This is a genomic window from Salipiger bermudensis HTCC2601, from assembly GCF_000153725.1.
GTDB classification, from domain to species: domain Bacteria; phylum Pseudomonadota; class Alphaproteobacteria; order Rhodobacterales; family Rhodobacteraceae; genus Salipiger; species Salipiger bermudensis.
The window spans coordinates 2738293-2757578 of the sequence record NZ_DS022276.1 but is presented as its reverse complement, the minus strand read 5'-3'; the positions used below and the strand labels follow the sequence as shown (position 1 = coordinate 2757578).

Below are 19286 nucleotides of genomic sequence, written 5' to 3'. Positions count from 1 at the left end.
CCCGCGCCCGCCGCAAGCCACGCGCGCCCCTGACTTCTTCTGGCCAAAAATATCCCGGGGTGAATGCCGCCCCGGCGGCAGGGGGGCAGCGCCCCTCCCCGGGCCGCGCCAGCCTGCGCGACAAGGCGCATGGGCGCGGCGCACACCGCGTGCTACATGCCCCCCGGAGCAAGCCCGGAGCCCACGCGATGAAGACCCCAGCCCTGCCCCTCACCCGCGACCTCGTGCTGATCGGCGGCGGCCACAGCCACGCACTGGTGCTGCGCATGTGGGGCATGAACCCACTCCCCGGCGCCCGGCTGACCGTGATCAACCCCGGCCCCACAGCGCCCTATTCCGGCATGCTTCCGGGCTTCGCCGCCGGACATTACGACCGCGATGCGCTCGATATCGACCTCGTGCAACTCGCCCGTTTCTCCGGCGCGCGGGTGATCCTCGGCGCGGCCTCCGGCATCGACCGCACCGCGCGCGAAATCCACGTGCCCGGCCGTCCGCCGGTCGGCTACGACGTGGCCTCGATCGACATGGGCATCACCTCCGCCATGCCCGCCCTGCCGGGCTTCGCCGAACATGCCATTCCCGCCAAGCCCCTCGGCCCGTTCGCCGAAGCCTGGGACCGCTACCGCGCCAAGGACGGCCCCGCCTCGGTGGCGGTGATCGGCGGCGGCGTCGCCGGCGCCGAGCTGGCCGCGGCGATGGCCTTCGCGCTGCGAACGCGCGGCCGCGCGGCCCAGGTGCACCTCGTCGACAACGGCACCGCCCTCTCGGCTTTGCGCCCGCAAGCCGCGTCAAAGCTGCGTGCCGCGCTCACTGCGCAAGGCGTCACCCTGCACGAACACACGGAGATCGCGGAGGTGACCGCAGACGGGCTGCGCCTGGCCAACGGGCACGAGATCGACGCGAGCTTCATCACCGGGGCCGCCGGCGCCCGCCCGCACGGCTGGCTTGAGACAAGCGGCCTTGCGCTCACCGACGGCTTCGTCACCGTCTCGCCCACGCTGCAAAGCTCCGACCCGGACATCTTCGCCACCGGCGATTGCGCCCACATGGCCGAGACGCCGCGCCCCAAGGCCGGGGTCTATGCGGTGCGGCAGGCCCCGGTACTGTTCGACAACCTCCGCAAGCGCCTCTCCGGCGAGGGCACGCCCCGCCCCTACCGCCCGCAGCGCGACTACCTCAAACTGATCTCGCTGGGCGAGAAATCCGCCCTTGCCGACCGCTTCGGCCTTGCCCTGTCCGGGCCCGCCCTGTGGCGCTGGAAGGATCACATCGACCAGACCTTCATGCGCAAGTTCCGTGACCTGCCGCAGATGGCCCCGCCGCCGCTGCCGAGCCCCCGCGCCGCCGGCAGCCGAGAGGCGCTTGGCGACAAGCCGATGTGCGGCGGTTGCGGCGCCAAGGTCGGGCGCGATGCGCTCTCCGCCGCGCTCTCCCACCTGCCCGCACCCGTTCGGTCCGATGTCACCGCCTTGCCCGGCGACGACGCGGCTCTGCTGCTCACCGGGGGGACCCGCCAGGTCATGACCACCGATCACCTGCGCGCCTTCGTCGAGGACCCGGTGATCATGGCCCGCATCGCCACCGTGCACGCGCTTGGAGACATCTGGGCCATGGGCGCGGCCCCGCAGGCCGCCACAGCAAGCTTAACCCTGCCCCGGATGTCCGAGGAACTGGCGCAGCGCACCCTCACCGAGATCCTGACCGCCGCCTCTGAGATCCTGCGCGACACAGGCGCCGAGATCGTCGGCGGCCATTCCTCGATGGGCGACGAGATGACCATCGGCCTCACCCTCACCGGGCTTTGCGAGCGCGACCCGATCACCCTTGGCGGCGCGCAGATCGGCGACGATCTCGTGCTGACCAAGCCGCTGGGCTCCGGCGTGCTGATGGCGGCCGAGATGCAGGGTGCTGCGCGCGGCGACTGGGTGTCAGCCGCGCTTGCCAGCATGACCCGCCCACAGGGTGACGCGGCGAAGATCCTGCAAGACGCGCACGCAATGACCGACGTCACCGGATTCGGGCTCGCCGGCCACCTGCACGGCATCTGCATGGCCTCCAACGTCAGCGCCGAGCTGCATCTCGACGCCATCCCCCTGCTGCCCGGCGCCTTGCAGCTCTCAGGGCAAGGGATCCGCTCGACGCTCTACCCGAAGAACCGCGATGCCGTCCTCGGACTGAGGCTTGAGGGGGCGCGCGCCGACCTGCTCTTCGACCCGCAGACCGCAGGCGGCCTGCTTGCCGCGATCCCCGACGGCGCCGCCCACGTGGCCGAGCTGCGCGCGGCGGGCTACGAGGCGGCGGTGATCGGGCGCATCGACGGCGACTGGCCCGGTCAGATCTCCATCGTGTGAAACGCGTCGGCGATGCGGTCGGCCAGCGCGTCAAGACCGGCGGCGTCCAGCGTCGGCGTCTCGAAGCGCTGCAGCACCCGCGGCGTCATCGCCGACATGGATTTCTCGTAGGCCGGGTCGTAGTGATCGGCGGCCAGAGACCGGCAGAGCGCCAGCCGCTCGCCGGCATCGATCAGCGCTTCCCACTGGTCGATCAGCGCGTGGCCGCGATGGTAGCGCAGCGGCGCCAGCTGCGCCTTGAGCCGCGCCCCGTCCGAGAGAATGTCGTCATAGGCTTCGTCGAGATAGACCGCCCGCGCGTCGAGCGGCGCCGCGACCTCGATCCAGGGCGCCTGCTTCATGCCTTCCCAGAGCGACGGCGGCAGCAGGATCTGCCCGACCTTGCTGCTCTCCGCCTCGACCAGCACCGGGCGGTCCGGGTCGAGCTGCGACAGCTCCTGCGCAAGGCAGGTCTCGAACCATTTCTGGCTTGGCTGCCCGCCGGGCATGTCGCCCAGCAGCGAGCCACGATGCCGCGCCAGCCCTTCGAGGTCGATCACCTGCACCCCGCGCGCCGCCAGCCGCGGCAACAGCGCCGTCTTGGCGGTGCCGGTATAGCCGCCGAGTTGCACGAAGCGGTGCGGCAGCGGATCCTGATAGAGCGCCTTGGTGACGAGCCGCCTGAAGGTCTTGTAGCCCCCCTGCACCACCTCGGCCCGCCAGCCGATCTGCTGCAGCATCCAGCCGAACGAGCCCGAACGCTGTCCGCCGCGCCAGCAATAGACCAGCGGCCGCCAGCCCCCCTCGTGATGCGCCAGCGGCCCCTCGATATGGGCGGCGGCATTGCGGAACACCAGCGCCGCGCCAAGCTTGCGGGCAAGGAACGGGCTTTCCTGCTTGTAGATCGTGCCCACCCGGGCGCGCTCTTCGTTGTCGAGCACGGGCAGGCTGATCGCACCGGGCACGTGGTCCTCGGCGAATTCTGCAGGGCTGCGCACGTCGATGACGGTGTCGAAGCCGTGGTTGAGCATGTCGGGAAGGGATGAGAAGGCGCGCGTCATGGCCGCAGATGTAGCGCGCTCTTCCGGCGGAGAGAAGCCGCTTCAGGTTTTCTGCACGGCGAGGTGATTTTTTCGCCTTTGGCCTCTGGACACCACCATCCGCCTCGGCTATCTCGCCTCCACCCGAGGGGCAGCGCCCTTCACCCAGTGCCCGGGTAGCTCAGGGGTAGAGCAGTGGATTGAAAATCCTCGTGTCGGTGGTTCGATTCCGCCCCCGGGCACCACTTCCTCCAAGTGGTCATATGTCGCTCCGCGACGAGCCTCGCTCGCGTTGGGCCTAAAGCGTCGCCGCAATAGATACGCGCCGGACTGCCGCGTGCCTCGACGCCATCAGACCCTCGCGACCACGACCTGCCCAAACCGCGCACAACAGACGGCGGGACTTTGATCCGGCTGAGCGCGCAGCACATTGCGAGCCCCCGCGGAAGGAGACGTGGCGTTGCGGAACCTGGCTCAGGCCAGTCGCGCGGCTCCGAGGCCATTGGCAGTTTGATAGTCTGCACCTCCCCAGATTGCGAATTTCTCACGCGATTTCGAAGGAACAGGCAGGGCGTCCTGCCCCGACCTGTTCAGGCTGACCTACAAGCGATACGCTCGAAGGCTGGCACCGCCCTCTTCCTCGCCTCCACAAGGCTCAATGGTGCAACAGGCCATGATGACAAAGACCCAATGCGGTCCGGCTCCCACTCCGCCGGAGGTCAGCCCGGATCCATCGCAGCGACCGCAGACAGGCCGCAAATTGTCCAGTCGTTCAGGATGTGGACCCCGGTGGAGAGCCAGATGTTGCGCGTGATGATATAGGGCATCAGAAGCACGAGCCGCACCGGGATCAGCCCGATCGCCTGCACAAAGTTCCATTGATAGCTCGGCAGGTGAACAAGCCCGAAGATAACTGCCGCGACAAACGCCGCGAGGCACAGCGCGGGCTTTCGAGACACGAAGCGATACAGCAGCGACAAGCTGCAAAGGAAGGTCAGGACAGTGAAGATCTCTTCGCCCAGCAACTGGACGCCTGTCCAGCCGAAGAAAAGCACTCGATCTGCGCCTGAGGACGTGGCCACAAGCTCCCCGGCCGGGTTTGCCGCGGGTGGAACAGGCCGGTGATCAGCAAGCCAACGACCACGGTCACGATCGCGTTCAGGACAAAGAAGCCGAGGAGGATGGCGATGTCCCTGAAAACGAGCGCACGGAACAGGGCGCAAGGCGCTCGTGGCCCGGCGACTGCAGCCAGCGCGACAAGCGGGATGAGAACGAACAGCAGGGGCGGAATGAAACCGGCGGTGCCGCTGTGGAACAGTGGCTGGGCTTTGATAAACGCGGCGAAAGAGACGGCGACAGCTCAGATGACGACAAGCCAGCCAGCCGGGCTCAAGCCGTCCGAGCCGCCGCGATAATAAGGCAGATCATCCCCCACCCTCTCGAAAGAGAAGAAGGCGTCCCTATCGGCTCGCTGCTCGTTCACGGACATCGACGCCCCCTCGTTCCTTCCAAATGCCGCGGGCCTGCCCCTGACGGTCGTCGGGCGGCCGACGTCCCCGACCGAAGCTTATTCGACTGCCTCAAGTCGGGCTGTCCGAACTGCGCGGGCACGATCCGGATGGCGGGCGCAAGGTCGATTGTCCTTCCCGCGCGCGGCTCAAGGTCATGGAAGGCAGCTCGTGAAATCTGGCTCGGTAGGCCTGGGAGAAACGGCCCAGATGAGAGAAGCCACATTCGAGTGCGATCGTCGTTACCGACGCCCCGGCTCCGGCGAGAAGCCGTGCGCGCGCCTTCTCGAGGCGGAGCGCGGTCAGCTGTTGCCAGGGTGTCTGGCCCGTGATCAGGCGGAAGGCATCCTGAAGCCGACGGGTCGACACGCCGACCGCCTCGGCGATCGACGGCATTGTCATCGGTTCCGTGAGAAAGGCCGCCATGTAATCGACTGCTTGACGGACAAGCTCTGCCTGCGCCCGGTCCGCCATCGGAGCGGAACGACCCGTCGCCAACAGATGGCGCAGATGTTCGGCAACAAGCGCCGCGAACAGGTCTGATGCGGGTTTCTGGACAAGCGTCGGTGCGGGTGATGAAAGATCGGCGAAGAGATACCGCATCAGCCCGCGAAACCCTGCCAGCGCCTCGGACGCGATCGGCACGACCGGGTCGTCCATGAACGCCCGGATCATCATCGTCTGTCGCGCATGCTGCAGGTCGATCTTGGCGAGGTTGGCGCGGAAATCCCGATGCTCAAGACGGTCGACCTGCGTCCACCGCTCTGACGGACCAAGCCCAAGTGCGGAATTTTCCTCAATGATCTGCTCCTTGCGATCCATGCGCACCCGTGTGACGCCGTGCGTTGGGAGCATGATCGTGAGAAAGTTGTCATCGGCGAGTTCGATCTCATGGCCAGACGAGGCGACATCGATCAAACTGGTCCCGATCGCCGGAAAGCTGGCCGATGCGACCTTGAGGTGACGATCGCGCCCACGAGACATGGTGAAACGTTCGGGCGCGCTGAACAAAGTGGCTCTGAAATCGCCACGCAGGCTCACTTTTTCTTCCCAGTGCTTTTCGGCATAGTCCAACATCTTTGCGCGCGATCCCGGCTCATTCTCGCTACGAACAGACTATCAATCCTCTGACGGATGTCGCGCCCTTTCGCAGGTCCCTGAGGACGTTCGGTGCCATATGGAGACAAGGCCGGAGGACGCCTGTTTGCCGCCTGCCATGAAATGCAGGCCCTGCCTCCGTGAGGCGAAAGGTCGAAAGGGCCGCGTGGATAACCTTTCGCGCAATTCGGATAGCCGGTCAGCACATCGCCCGGTAGCGTTGACGGCAGGGATTCAACGTCACGCCCATTCAGGAAGGTGAAGCACGCATGACCGACTACTCTGGTCTTACCGCAACCATCGCCGCAGCCGTCGGCCTGTCTTTTGGCACGGCCATGGCCGTCGACGCGCAGGACACGAAAGCTGTCGGGCCCGACCAACTTGTCTTTTCGGTCGAGAACATGGACCCCAGCGTCGACCCTGCGGAAGACTTCTACCGCTACGCGTCCGGAGGCTGGCTAGACCGTATTGAACGTCCCGAGAAGCATCCAAAATACGGCATCTTCACCGTGACCGGAGAGCTTGTTCAGGCGCAGGTCTCCGAGATCTTCGCCCACGCTGCGGAGGAGGCGGACGAGGCGCCGGATGGCAGCCCGTCCCAGCTGGTCGGCGATTTCTATCGCGCCTACATGGATACTGCGGCAATCGACGCCCGCGGCATCGCCCCGATCGAGGCCGAGCTTGACCGCGTAGATGCCATGACAGGCCTTCCGGATCTGGTGCCCTTCTTGCTGCGCATGGACGAGATTGGCGTCGCCGGCGTCTTGCTTGGCTTCGGCCATACCGAGGGCGCACTCGACAACAGCCAATACGAGATTGCCTTCAGCAGCGGCGGCTTCGCGATCAATCCGCGCTTTGCCAGCGTTCTGGAAGAGCCCGACAACGGCGCTCGTCTGACCGCCTACCGGACCTTCCTGGCTCAAACGCTCATGGCTGCCGGATACCCCGCTGGCGACGCCAGCCGCATTGCTCACGATGCCGTCGACATCGAGCGCGTGCTGCATTCCGGAATGCTGTCGCCGGTCGAGCGCGCCAATCCCCAGATGCGCTACAACCCCATGACGCTGGCCGAGGTGCAGGCGCAGATCCCCGAGATCGACCTGACAGACCTGCTGGAGCAGGCGGGCTACCCGGAGGGCATCGAGGACGTCGTTCTTGTCTCCCCACGTTACCTGCCGGTCCTGTCCGAGCTCCTGCGCACGCGCCCCTTCGAGGAGATCAAGGACTACCTCAAGCTTCGGGTGATCCTGACCTTTGCGCCGGTGATGTCGACCGCGTTCGAGGAGGCGAACCAGGCGTTTAATGCAGCGCTTCTGGGCAGCACGGAAGCCCCCTCGCGCGAGGAGCGAGCCTTCGCGCTCATCGCCGACAGGCTCGCCCATCCGCTCGGACAGCTCTATGTCGAGGCAGTCCTGAGCGAAGATGCAAGGACAACCGCCGAGCAGATGTTCGCCCGCATCAAGGCGGTGTTCTCCGAGCGCATCCCGACGCGTGACTGGCTGAGCGAGGAGACCCGCGTGGAGGCGGCGGAGAAGCTCGACGCGCTGACCGCGAAGATGGGCGGGCCAGAGGAATGGATCGACTATTCCAGTGTCGAGATCGGCCCCGATCCGGTCGCCAACCTGATCGCGATCGCCGCATTCGAGCATGAGCGCTACATGGCGCAATACGGCGGCCCGGTGGTGCGCGAGGCTTTCAACAACTCTTCGACATGGCCGACCACCGTCAATGCCGCCTACAGCCCAGGCATCAACGGCTACGAGGTTCCGGCGGCGATCCTGCAGCCCCCTTTCTTCGAGCCGGAGAAAGACGCACCGGTCTGGTTCTGCCGGATGGGCGCCATCCTGGGACACGAGATGACACACGGGTTCGATTCCTCCGGTCGCCAGTATGATGCAGATGGAAACCTTCGGGATTGGTGGACCTTCGATGACAGCGTGCGCTTCGCCGAGAAGGCCGAAAAGCTGGTGGAACAGGCCAACAATTATGAGATCGCCCCCGGCCTGATGGCCAATGGCCCCCTCGAAGTCGGCGAAAACATGGCAGACTTGGGGGGCATCACGCTCGCGCACGAGGCGCTGCTCGATTATCTTGCCGAGCACCCGGAGGATAACGTCGAGATTGACGGTTTCACCCCGGAACAGCGCTGCTTCCTGTCCTGGGCGCAGACTTGGACCTCGAAATCGACCGAAGCCTACGACCGTCTGCTGGTCGCCGGAGACCCGCACGCCCCCTCTCCCTATCGGGCCATTGCCGCGCTCCAGCATTTGCCGGCGTTCTACGAGGCCTTCGGCATCGAGGAAGGCGATCCGATGTGGCTGCCGCCCGAGGAAAGGATCGCTGCCTGGTGATCCGCGCGCCGCTGACCGACGTCGGGACCGCCATCCGGGACCGAGTGAACCGGTTCCAAAGACACCAAATCCACGAGACGACTGGAATGACAGGAGTATCCAATGAAGTCACACCTCATCACTGCCACGGTCCTGCTGCTCTGTGCGGGCTGTGTTGAAGACACCGTGAGCGGAACCGGCGCGAACAGCAGCGGTGGCACCGCGTCGGGCACGCTCCGGGAGCGCTCGGATGGCAGCTACGCGCTCGGCGTGACGGTGGGAGACGGCGCCTTCTGCTCGGCGATCTACAGTTCGCCCGAGCCCAATGGCAGCGAGATCCGCCCGCTCTCCTGCACGGGCGGCCAAAGCGGCAACGCCACCGTCCTCTACGACGCGGCTGGCAACCCAAAGAGCGCAAGCTATGGCGGGCTCGAGATCGGCAGCGGAACCGTCCGGTTCTAAGCCGCTCCCCGGGCGCGTGTCGCTTGCCTCATGGGCGACACGCGCTTCTGGCCAGATCATGCCTTCATCGGCCCTTACCGGCGCAGATCAGTCAGCATTAGCGACCCAGCGTCAGCCAAACACCGCAGATCCGTCTTGGATACGGGCGATCACACCGATATTGATGCCCCCCAGCAAGATCGCCAAGGCGACGCCTGCAATCAGCAACAACCTTGCGAGGCGCGACAGAGAGCGATGAAGGCCCTGTTGTCTCTCGCCTCCACATGTCCCGATGTCGGACGACAGCGCGGCGACATGCCTCCCGACGCCATGAAGCAGAGCGGCAAGACCGAGGAAAATCGCGCCCACCAACGCGCTGACAAACGTGAACCGTGACGCGAGGACTGGACCCTCCGCGAGAAACACACTTGCGACGATCAGCGCTGCGAGCCCGGCACTCAGGGCCGCCGCCAGCAGGAACACGGCCCTGAAAATGAGGAGATACCGTCGGTCCATTTCGCTGCCTCATACTCCTGCGGCCTGACGATTACCGGCATTCCTATCGGCGCGCAAACGGCGCGAGCGGCACGCTCAGCACCGCCAAATCTGTCGCCACTCTCAGGCCGTCGCCACTCGGGGTGACGTCCGCTGCGACCTCGCTCTCCCCGTCCGACACCGAAAGATCACTACCATCGTAGCTGAGCAGCAGGCGATGGTTGTCCGGAAGGTAGACAAGCATGGCGCCAGTGACACCAGCGTCCCGCGCGACCCCGAACTCGCAACGGTCTGCCGCGCCGCCGAAGGGCTGACAGTCGAGCCGCCCGATCTCGTCGAAAAGCTCGGCTGCGGCGCGTCGCATCGCGGTCGCGACGGTCAGGTAGTCCGCAGCCGCCCAGCCCTCGGTGCCGCTGCTGTCGAGGAAGCGAACGCGACACCATAGGCGGTCGGGCCGATCCTCGCACCCCTCGCTCTGCATCACGCGCCCGAGAGAGGCACGGGCGCGCACACCGCTTTGCGTGCCGGGCTCGGCCCGGATGTTCAGCGCGGCATCCACACCGGTCACGATCACATAGGACGCCTCGCCCAGGTCGGGAGCGGGCTCCTGCGCCACGAGTGTGGCGGTTACACCGCCCCCGAGCAGCCGAAACCCATCCCCCTCTGGCTCGACGACCACCTCGCCCCCTAGAAGCTCGAGCAACCGTGCCTCCTGCTCCGACAGAGGCGCCGGACAGGCCATGCGTGTCGTCGCAAGCGGACCCGAGAGCGTCAGTCTGCCGTTCTCGATCTCTCCACTGCCCCAAATGCGGTTACATCCCGTGCTGCCGGAGAGCACACCCCGCTCGTCGAGACTGAGAACGGGGTCACCACTGGTCGGTGTTCCATTCAACGCGGTGATGCGCCAGCCTGTCGCGGCGGCGGGAGCAGCGGCAAGAGCAAGTAATATTGCAAGTCTTAGCATCCGAGCCCCTTCATGACATGATGACGAAGTCACGGCCCGAGCGCTGATCGGGGTGCAGCGGCAAGTCGGTGAACACAAGGATCATGCCGGGGTGGCTGTGATCCGCGACCAGCTTCGAGAACGCCTCGTCAGAACGCACACGGGTCAGGTCATGCTCCACGGTCGCGGCATCATCATAGGTCAGCGCCTGCCAGTGCGTCCCCCTCGTGCCGTCATCGGGCCCGTGCAGCATGTAGACATGCGGCCCCAGCGGACGTCCGTCCGAGAGAAGCGGACCTTCGGCGACTTCGCGGTCGTTCTCGATCAGAAGGACGCGCTCGTCATGCGACGACGCGATCAACGAGGTGATCGGATGCGCCTCGTCCAGATCCCAGTCGGAGGGATGCTTCCGGGCCTCGAGGGTCGATATGATGCTCTCGAATTCCTGCGCCTCATACGTCCCGAGAACAAGGCCCGGATGCACGACGCTTTCGGGAGCGCTGCCAGATCTCGCGATGATCACCGGCGTGCCCAGATGGGTCACGTCGAACAGCCGGGCTGAGAAATCCAGCGGCAGGCGAACGCAGCCATGGCTCGCGGGGTATCCGGGCAGATTGCCCGCATGAAGCGCGATGCCGTCCCATGTCAGGCGGTTCATATTGGGCATCGGCGCGTTGTTGTAGGTCGAGGAGCGGTGATCTCGATCCTTCTGCAACACCACGAAGACCCCGGTCGGGGTCTCGTGCCCCGGCTTGCCCGTCGAGCACGTCGAGACTGCGATCCGAATGCCGTTGCGATAGACATGCACCCGCTGCTCATCAAGCGAAACCACCACCGAGACCGGTCCGTAGGGCGAGCGCTCCGGATGCCATGTGAACTCGCCCGGTTGCAGCGCCGTGATCTCCTTGAAGACATGCTGGCCTGCCAGAGGCCCCGCCATCAATGACAGGCCACCAAGGGCAGCGCCCTTGGCGAACATGCGTCGGTTCAGCATCGTGTTTCGATCCTTTCTCTGGAATTTGGTCCTGATCGGCATCACGGGACCGGCGCCTCCCCGAGACCCGAAACATTTCCTGCGCTGTCTGACTGGCAGAGCCACTGGGTCTGAGCGCCCCGGGCGCTCATCCAAACACCCAGGCCCGCTTCGGAGCGGAGCACATAGTCGACGCGCGTGTCGTCAAGCGTCTGGCCGGTCTTTGACGCCAAGGCCGCACGGCAGGCAGCCTCGGCCAGCTGCGTGGCCTCGGATGATTGGTCATAGGCGGGCCGTTCGGCCGGCGCACTGTTCCAGTCGGCCTCTGGCTGGGCGTTCATGCAACCGGACAGACCGAGCAACGCGAGGCCCAAGACGGAGGTCTTCATGGTGCGAAATGTCATCCGGTCCTCCATCCGGTCACTGCATCCGGGCGACCCAGAGCTCAGACGAGATCAACTCCGCCTCCGAGCAACTGGAGCCCGCATTGATCCGCTGTTTCGCCGGGTTGAACAACACCGTGCAGCCCGATGACCAGCTTGCCTCGATCTCGCCCGAAGGCCTCACGTAGAGTGACGGCGCCACGGGGCTGTTGCTGGGGATGCTGACGCCGGGCTGGCCCGATGCCGCCGGCCCGGCGCTTTCGCGCAGGTAGGCCCCGGACACCCATCCGTCCTGGCCCCCGTCCGGTGTCTGAACATGACACCAACGCGCATCGCCGCTGCCCCGACAGCCAAGGTTGCGCAGGACCATGCCGTTGGGCGCGCGGGCGACGATGGTGTTCGCCGTGCCGGCCCCGGTGCGGATGTTCAGGTAATCGTTCGCCGGAACGCCCGTCACTTCCCAGAAATCCGGCCCCATGGCTGCGGTTTCCGTGCTGACCTGAGGTGCGCTGGCTTGCGCCGGACCACCGGATTCGGCAAGAAAACGACCCGCGGCCCACCCCGACAGAAGGCCATTCGGGGTCTCAACATGGCACCAGCGCGCATCGCCGCTGCCCCGGCATCCGAGGTTGCGCAGCACTTGCCCGTGGTTCGCGCGTCCGACCACCGCCCCGCCGGCAGACGGTCCCGAGCGGATATTCAGCCCGCTGGCAGTGACCTCCCAGAAATCGGGACCGCCAGCACTCCCGTCGGCAAAGTCCGGTTCGGGCGGGGTGATTGCGCCGCCGATATGGATCGAAAGCGCGTAGTCGGCGGTTTCCTCGCGCCGCGCCGCATTGCGCATCAGGAAAACCCGGATGGTGTAGTCGCCATTCGCGGGCAGAATGCCGTCGAAATGCGTGCCGTCCGAGGCGCCAACGAACAATGCGCTGTCCGCACCCGGAGCCATGATGTTGAAGTAGTTGCTGAGGTTCGAGGTGTTGAGGTCCACCACCATGCGCTGGCCCGCGCTGGCGCCCAGCTTGTAATCGATGCCCTCGTAGCCCGTGATGCTGTCCCGGATCACGGTGCCGGACGTGCCCGCGTCAAACTGCACCTGCCGGGTTTCCGTGGGCTGGCTCAGCGCCGGCGTTGCCAGCGTCGCCGCGAGGCACAGCGCCGCGAGCATCGGTCGAAAAGTCATTGATCGGGTCTCCTCATTCAGGAAGTGGCGCGGGCGAACTCCGCGCGGGAAATTACCGGGCCGCAATCCGGACAAGATGACCAGCCAGCCGCCGCGCGTCGTGTTATCCTTGATGGTCATCCGGTGGTGGGTCGGATGGGTCGGTGTCGATCATGTCATCCGCAGGCGGAATGTCTACCTCGAGTGTCTGGTCGTCATCGCCGGCGGGGGCCGGTGCATCGTCGAGCCCGACCAGTTGGGCGCCATCCACCCCATCCAGCGGAGGAGCACCCTCGGCAGGCACCCCGAGAGCGTCTGCGTAAGGATCCGTCGACGTATCGGGCAGCGGGTGTGTCTGCCCGGCTTCCGGCGGAGTCGCCGCCCCAATTGCGGTGAGATAGGGGTCAGTCGGATCCGACAGCGTCGCATAACCCTCGGGCACGTCGGGGTCGCCCTGGACAGACGGGGCATCCATGTGGTCATCCCCCTCCGCCCCACGGCCCTCGGACGTAAGCGTCTCCAAGGCTTCAGCATCGGCAGTCTCTGATCCGCGCTCGGCAACAGTGGTCACGTTGTCCGGTGTGATCGAAGCCTCCGGCGCATCGTCAAGCATCGTATCGCCCTGAGGCGCCGGGGCCGGCACGGCGGCGCCGAGATCCAACATCACGGGTTCTTCGAGCGCGGTCACTGTGACCGAGCCGTCCGGCCCGGTGCTCTCGACCTCCAGCGCCACATCGAAATCGCTGTTGTCTCCCGGCGGAAGCTGCGCCGTCATCGCATCGGTCGCCCATCCCGCGAGGTTGATCTCCTGAGCAGGTCCGCTGACCGTGACGGCGTTCGTCCCGTCGCTCACCACCGTTCCGGCAAGAAAGCCCGACACGACAACACCAGTGACGCGGTCGTCGGGATCGGTCGGTGTGCCTGGATCAATCTCCAGCTGCAACATCGCGCCCGGCGGCGGCACCGCAAGCCCCGTATCAACGGGCATCGTTCGCATGCTGAGACCACCAAACTCCGAGAGGCTGTGAATGCCCGCCGCATCGATGATCTGCCCGCCGACGCTGCGAACATCGACCAGCAGCCCATCCTCGACGCTCACTTGCGAGGCCAGCGGCCCGGCGGCGACCTGCCCGTCGCTCAGCTTGTGATCGACCATGGCAAGATTGAAGATATCGCCCTCGTAATGTTCGTGCGGGTAGAAGAATGGGCTGTCGGAGTTCACATGCTGCACCTTCCCGCCGACGATCAGGTAAAGGTCGGCGGGCATGGTTTCGCCTTGGTGATAGCCCCCCATGGTGGCGTTCAGGGCACCATTGTCGTAGAGGTTCAGATTGCCCGACAGGCTGTCCCACGTCAGCGTTATGCGGTGACTGTCCCCGTCCCCGAGGTTGAGACCCGTCGCATAGTTGTTCGCGCCGCCGACCTTCAGGTTGCCGGGGTTCCAAAGCGTCAGGAAGTTGTTCTGCCTGTCCGGGTTCGGGTTGCTCGGAGAGCCCATGTTGAACACCACGGGACCTTGGTAGTTCTTGGTGTCTGGGACCGGATCGGCAACGACCGTGAACTCGATGGTGAACTCGGGAACGGCGGCACCTTGCACCTGATCGATCTCGATGCGTCCCAGATCACTCGACGGGCCGGTGTTGATCACCTCCTGCTGCGCCGACAGAACCAGCCGCGGGGCGGTGCCGTCGGTCACCTCTGTGACATCGATCATCGCGGGCACCGTCACCTGCTCTGAACTGTCGCTGATCGTGACGCTTAGCGGCACGGCGTCTCGAGCGAAATCCGCCGCCGGGGTGAAGGTGAAGCTACCGTCGCCATTGTCCGTGACCGTGCCATGCGCGGCATCGACATTGACCCCCGCGATGGACAAGGCATCCCCGTCCGGATCGCTGGCGCTTGCGGCTTGCAACAGCTCGGCGGTGGTGAAGGTGCGCGGCAGGTCCTCTGGGGTGGTGCCAAGATCGGCGGGCGAGGCCACCGGCCCCATGTTGCTGCCCGCGATCGTCACGGTCAGGTCGTGCGGCGTGCCGTCAACGCTGGTGATCGTGACGCTGTCGGTCAGGCTGTCGCCCGAGCCGAGCCCCTGGATTGCCACCTGACCATTCAGCGCGCTGTAGGTCCAGCGGCCGTCGGCAGCCAGTGCGAAGCTGCCATAGCTTCCTGCTATGTCCGTTTGGGGCACGAAGGCGGCCTCGCCTGCGTCAGGATCAATGATGTCCAACTTGCCGAACGTGATCAGCGCGCCCTGGGTCACGTTCAGGTCTTCGGTCAAGGCACCGCTGTCGATGCCGGTGATAACCGGAGCGTCCTCGGTTCCCGAAATGGTCACGATGAGATCGTGCGACGTGCCGTCAGCACTGGTGACGGCGAGGCTGTCTTCGAGCGTTCGACCGGGCACCAGCGCCTGCACCTCCGGCAAGGGGCTATCAAGCTCGTAGCGCCACTGCCCTGTTTCCTCCAGGAAGAAGCGCCCGTAGCCGCCGGAGCCTGTTTCCCCAGACACTGGTGTGAACGTCGCTTCCCCGGTATCCGGGTCGCTCACGGTCAACTGTCCGGTTGCAATTGGCACCATATCTTCGGTCACGGCCCCTCTATCGGCACCTGCAATCAACGCGGGGTCACCGACAGGTTTCACATCCATGATGGCCGTCGCCGAAACGACTGCCCCATGGTTATCGCCGCCCTCGAAGGTGAAGGTCACCGGGCCGGCATAATCGGCGTCGGGTTGGAAGGTCCAGGAGCCGTCGACATTGGGGGACACTGTCCCATGATCCGCGATCGGAGTGGCTATGACATGCAGTCCATCACCTGCGTCCGGATCCTGCATCATCGCAAGAAGCTGGGTCGGGGTGATGATCCGCGCACTGTCCTCATACCCGTCAGGTAATGTTACCGCCCGCGACACGACAGGCTGATCATTCTGCCCAACAACCGTGATCTCGAGCATCGCGGACGCCTGCGCACCCTGCTCGTCGGTTACGCTGACCGGAATCTGCAAGAGCCGCTGATCGCCCTCACCAAGCGACTGATAGGCCGCGTCCGACGGGTCAAACCGCCAGCTCCCATCGGCCAACAAGGCAAAGCCAGCCGGCGCCGTGCCCTCGAGGCGGTAAGCGAGTGTCTTGCCGACGTCGATGTCCGATCCGGTCAGATGTCCGGTCACGACCGGCCCATCTTCGTATGCCTCCAAGGGGTCGGCTGTCAGGACAGGGCCATCATTGCTGCCGTGAATCATCACAGTCAGGTCGTGGGTCGTGCCGTCGACACTGCTAATCGTGACGCTGTCTGTCAGCCTATCGCCCACGCCAAGCGCCTGGATCGCGGCCTGACTGTTCAACGCACTGTAGGTCCAGCGCCCATCTGCGGCGAGCGCGAAGCTGCCGTAGGTGCCACTGAGATCCGTTTGCGGCACGAAGGCGGACCTACCTGCTTCAGGATCCCTTATGTCCAGCACGCCGAACGTGATCAGAGCGCCCTGGATCACGTCCAGATCTTCGGTCACGCTGCCACTGTCGGTGCCGGTGATCAGGGCCCCGTGACCCTCCGGGGCCACCTCCACATGTAGCAGAAGATCACTGCGCGCGATCTCTCCCGCGATCTCGGCGGTGGCCTCGATGAGGATATCGATTCGGCCGTTGAAGTCCGCCGGCGGCGTCACCTCAACCTGTCCAAGGGTCGTGGCCGGGACGTGCCAGGCGCCGTCCGGGCTCAGTGTCGCATTGGTCACCCGCGCGCCGGCTGGCAGCCCCGACAGCGTGAACGTCAGGATCTCGTTCGGGTCGGCGTCACCGAGGTGACCCGAAAGGTTGAGCGCGATCGGCTGATCCTCGACGGCGTCGATGGACAACTCGGAGAGTCCAGCCGTGACCGTCTCCGTGGATGTCTGCCCCGCCGCGACCGTCTGCACCGACAGCGTCGGTGCGTCGATTGCGCCTTCGATGGTGATCGTGACATCGCTGCGATGGCCGTCAACGGTGGTGACCTCGATCACGTCGGTCAGATGCTGATCAGGTCCAAGCGCCTGTATCGCTCCTTGGCTTTCGTGCGCGGCGTAGCGCCACTGGCCGTCGGCGGCAATCTCGAGCGTGCCATATCGTCCGTCGATCCGGTCCGCCTGAAAGCCCTGATCGCCAAAATCGGCATCGCGGATCGTGAGCTGGCCACTGATCTCGATGAATTCCGCCTCAGCCGCCGGAGTGTCGATCATGTCACCCAGCCGGGAGGCGGGCAGAGCTTGAGTGTCGACCAGCCCTTGTCCCATGGACGGATGATAGCCCAGGTCTTGCAGTTTCTGCAGGACGATATCGTTGATCGTGTCCGACCAGCGCGCAACGAACTTCGGCTCGAGGTCCGCAAGATGCATCGCTTGTCCCGGTGGTATACCGAAGTCCTTCGGGTTCTGCTGGATCTCCCAAAGCACCTCCTGCGCGACGGCTTCCTGCACCTGAGGTGGCACCTGTTGCAGGTGCAGACCCAAGTCCGGATTTCCAGCATCGGTGAGCCCGCCGATCAAGGCATCGACATTCGGATCGAGCTCGCTGATCGTCCCTGTCCCGCCGGTCACTACCGGCGCATCATCGGTGCCAAGGATGGTTACCGTGATGTCGTGAAATGTCCCGTCAACGCTGGACACGGTTACGGTATCGGTCAGCCTGTCGCCGGTTCCGAGCTGCTGTATCTGCGCGAGCGCGTTCTCGGCTTCGTAGGTCCATGAACCGTCGCCCAACAGCGTGAAGGTGCCGTAGGTGCCGGCCTGACCTGTAAGCGGCACGAATGCCGCCTGCCCGGGATCCGGATCCTGGAGCGTCAGCTGCCCACCAGTGACGAGCATACCGTGGACGACATCCGTATCCTCAGTCACCTGACCTGAGTCTTGTCCGCCGATCGCTGCTGGACGATCAGGCTGCGGCGTCGGCGTCCCTTGATCCATTGGTTGCGGCTGCGGCACGGGGCTGCCCTGCGGCAGCGGCTGAGGTTCCGGCGTCGGCGCTCCCTGATCCACCGGCTGGGGCTGCGGCACCGGGGTGCCCTGCGGCAACGGCTGAGGCTCTGGCGTCGGCGTTCCTTGGTCCACCGGCTGGGGCTGCGGCACGGGGGTGCCTTGCGGCAGCGGTTGAGGCTCTGGTGTCGGCGCTCCCTGATCCACCGGCTGGGATTGCGGCACCGGGGTGCCCTGCGGCAGCGGCTGAGGTTCCGGCGTTGGCGTCCCCTGATCCACTGGTTGCGGCTGCGGCACCGGGGTGCCTTGCGGCAACGGCTGAGGTTCCAGCGTCGGTGTTCCCCGCTCCACTGGCTGGGGCTGCGGCACCGGAGTGCCTTGCGGCAGCGGCTGAGGCTCTGCCGTCGGCTCTCCCTGATCCACCGGCTGGGGCTGCGGCACGGGGGTGCCCTGAGGCAGCGGCTGAGGTTCCGGCGTCGGCGTTCCCTGATCCACCGGCTGGGGCTGCGGCACAGGGGTGTCTTGCGGCGACGGCTGAGGTTCCGGCGTTGGCGTCCCTTGATCCACTGGTTGCGGCTGCGGCACAGGGGTGTCTTGCGGCAACGGCTGAGGCTCCGGCGTTGGCGTCCCTTGATCCACTGGTTGCGGCTGCGGCGCCGGGGTGCCCTGCGGCAGCGGTTGAGGCTCTGCCGTCGGTGTTCCCTGATCCACCGGCTGGGGCTGCGGCACCGGAGTGCCCTGAGGCAACGGCTGAGGCTCCGGCGTTGGCGTCCCTTGATCCACTGGTTGCGGCTGCGGCGCCGGGGTGCCCTGCGGCAGCGGTTGAGGTTCCGGCGTTGGCGCTCCCTGCTCCACCGGCTGGGGCTGCGGCACCGGGGTGTCTTGCGGCGACGGCTGAGGCTCTGGCGTCGGCGTTCCTTGGTCCACCGGCTGGGGCTGCGGCACGGGGGTGCCTTGCGGCAGCGGTTGAGGCTCTGGTGTCGGCGCTCCCTGATCCACCGGCTGGGATTGCGGCACCGGGGTGCCCTGCGGCAGCGGCTGAGGCTCCGGCGTCGGCGCTCCCTGGTCCACCGGCTGGGGCTGCGGCACCGGAGTGCCCTGAGGCAACGGCTGAGGTTCCAGCGTCGGTGTTCCCCGCTCCACTGGCTGGGGCTGCGGCACCGGAGTGCCTTGCGGCAGCGGCTGAGGCTCTGCCGTCGGCTCTCCCTGATCCACCGGCTGGGGCTGCGGCACGGGGGTGCCCTGAGGCAGCGGCTGAGGTTCCGGCGTCGGCGTTCCCTGATCCACCGGCTGGGGCTGCGGCACAGGGGTGTCTTGCGGCGACGGCTGAGGTTCCGGCGTTGGCGTCCCTTGATCCACTGGTTGCGGCTGCGGCACAGGGGTGTCTTGCGGCAACGGCTGAGGCTCCGGCGTTGGCGTCCCTTGATCCACTGGTTGCGGCTGCGGCGCCGGGGTGCCCTGCGGCAGCGGTTGAGGCTCTGCCGTCGGTGTTCCCTGATCCACCGGCTGGGGCTGCGGCACCGGAGTGCCCTGAGGCAACGGCTGAGGCTCCGGCGTTGGCGTCCCTTGATCCACTGGTTGCGGCTGCGGCGCCGGGGTGCCCTGCGGCAGCGGTTGAGGCTCTGGTGTCGGCGCTCCCTG

At 66.0% G+C, this 19286-nt stretch carries 12 protein-coding genes and 1 tRNA gene; 4 read left to right on the top strand and 9 right to left on the bottom strand.

Going from position 1 to position 19286, the window contains the following annotated elements; translation table 11 throughout:
* Positions 1 to 188 precede the first annotated feature (188 nt).
* Positions 189 to 2351 (top strand): slr1591 family oxidoreductase, encoded by a 2163-nt coding sequence (locus R2601_RS12945; RefSeq protein ID WP_007799089.1) that lies wholly within the window; start codon positions 189 to 191, stop codon positions 2349 to 2351.
* On the opposite strand, the gene mnmH is transcribed toward R2601_RS12945, so the two are convergent.
* Positions 2333 to 3391: a tRNA 2-selenouridine(34) synthase MnmH gene (gene mnmH / locus R2601_RS12940; RefSeq protein ID WP_007799087.1), complete on the bottom strand. Its 1059-nt coding sequence runs from the start codon at positions 3389 to 3391 to the stop codon at positions 2333 to 2335. The genes R2601_RS12945 and mnmH overlap by 19 nt on opposite strands.
* Before the next feature lie 149 nt (positions 3392 to 3540).
* Between mnmH and R2601_RS12935 the strand changes: the two genes are divergently transcribed.
* Positions 3541 to 3615: transfer RNA gene (locus tag R2601_RS12935), tRNA-Phe, on the top strand.
* 474 nt (positions 3616 to 4089) lie between these two features.
* On the opposite strand, the gene R2601_RS27345 is transcribed toward R2601_RS12935, so the two are convergent.
* Positions 4090 to 4425, bottom strand: coding sequence for a CPBP family intramembrane glutamic endopeptidase (locus R2601_RS27345; RefSeq protein ID WP_007799086.1), 336 nt, complete (start codon positions 4423 to 4425; stop codon positions 4090 to 4092).
* 525 nt (positions 4426 to 4950) lie between these two features.
* The gene (locus tag R2601_RS12925; RefSeq protein ID WP_007799082.1) at positions 4951 to 5955 is read right to left on the bottom strand and encodes an AraC family transcriptional regulator; all 1005 of its coding nucleotides are present in this window, start codon (positions 5953 to 5955) and stop codon (positions 4951 to 4953) included.
* A gap of 290 nt (positions 5956 to 6245) precedes the next feature.
* On the opposite strand from R2601_RS12925, the gene R2601_RS12920 reads away from it, so the two are divergent.
* Positions 6246 to 8327 (top strand): M13 family metallopeptidase, encoded by a 2082-nt coding sequence (locus tag R2601_RS12920; RefSeq protein ID WP_007799078.1) that lies wholly within the window; start codon positions 6246 to 6248, stop codon positions 8325 to 8327.
* Between the two features lie 102 nt (positions 8328 to 8429).
* Entirely contained in the window at positions 8430 to 8768 is a 339-nt protein-coding gene (locus tag R2601_RS12915; RefSeq protein ID WP_007799076.1) for a hypothetical protein, read from the top strand.
* Between the two features lie 111 nt (positions 8769 to 8879).
* Here R2601_RS12915 and R2601_RS12910 read toward each other — a convergent pair whose 3' ends face one another.
* From R2601_RS12910 to R2601_RS25940, 6 genes are read right to left on the bottom strand one after another with little or no spacing between them, the layout of a single operon-like run.
* Entirely contained in the window at positions 8880 to 9263 is a 384-nt protein-coding gene (locus tag R2601_RS12910; protein WP_007799075.1) for a hypothetical protein, read from the bottom strand.
* Positions 9264 to 9306: 43 nt separating this feature from the next.
* Complete coding sequence (locus R2601_RS27005) at positions 9307 to 10206, bottom strand: META domain-containing protein (protein ID WP_083793929.1); 900 nt, start codon at positions 10204 to 10206, stop codon at positions 9307 to 9309.
* A gap of 10 nt (positions 10207 to 10216) precedes the next feature.
* Positions 10217 to 11179, bottom strand: a complete 963-nt coding sequence (locus tag R2601_RS12900; protein WP_007799071.1) for a L,D-transpeptidase — start codon at positions 11177 to 11179, stop codon at positions 10217 to 10219.
* A gap of 41 nt (positions 11180 to 11220) precedes the next feature.
* Entirely contained in the window at positions 11221 to 11547 is a 327-nt protein-coding gene (locus R2601_RS25510; RefSeq protein WP_217626370.1) for a hypothetical protein, read from the bottom strand.
* A 31-nt stretch (positions 11548 to 11578) separates the two neighbouring features.
* Complete coding sequence (locus R2601_RS27340; RefSeq protein ID WP_254656051.1) at positions 11579 to 12844, bottom strand: SH3 domain-containing protein; 1266 nt, start codon at positions 12842 to 12844, stop codon at positions 11579 to 11581.
* Complete coding sequence (locus tag R2601_RS25940; RefSeq protein ID WP_195903852.1) at positions 12828 to 17960, bottom strand: VCBS domain-containing protein; 5133 nt, start codon at positions 17958 to 17960, stop codon at positions 12828 to 12830. Before R2601_RS25940 ends, R2601_RS27340 begins: the two co-directional genes overlap by 17 nt.
* Positions 17961 to 19286: the final 1326 nt, after the last annotated feature.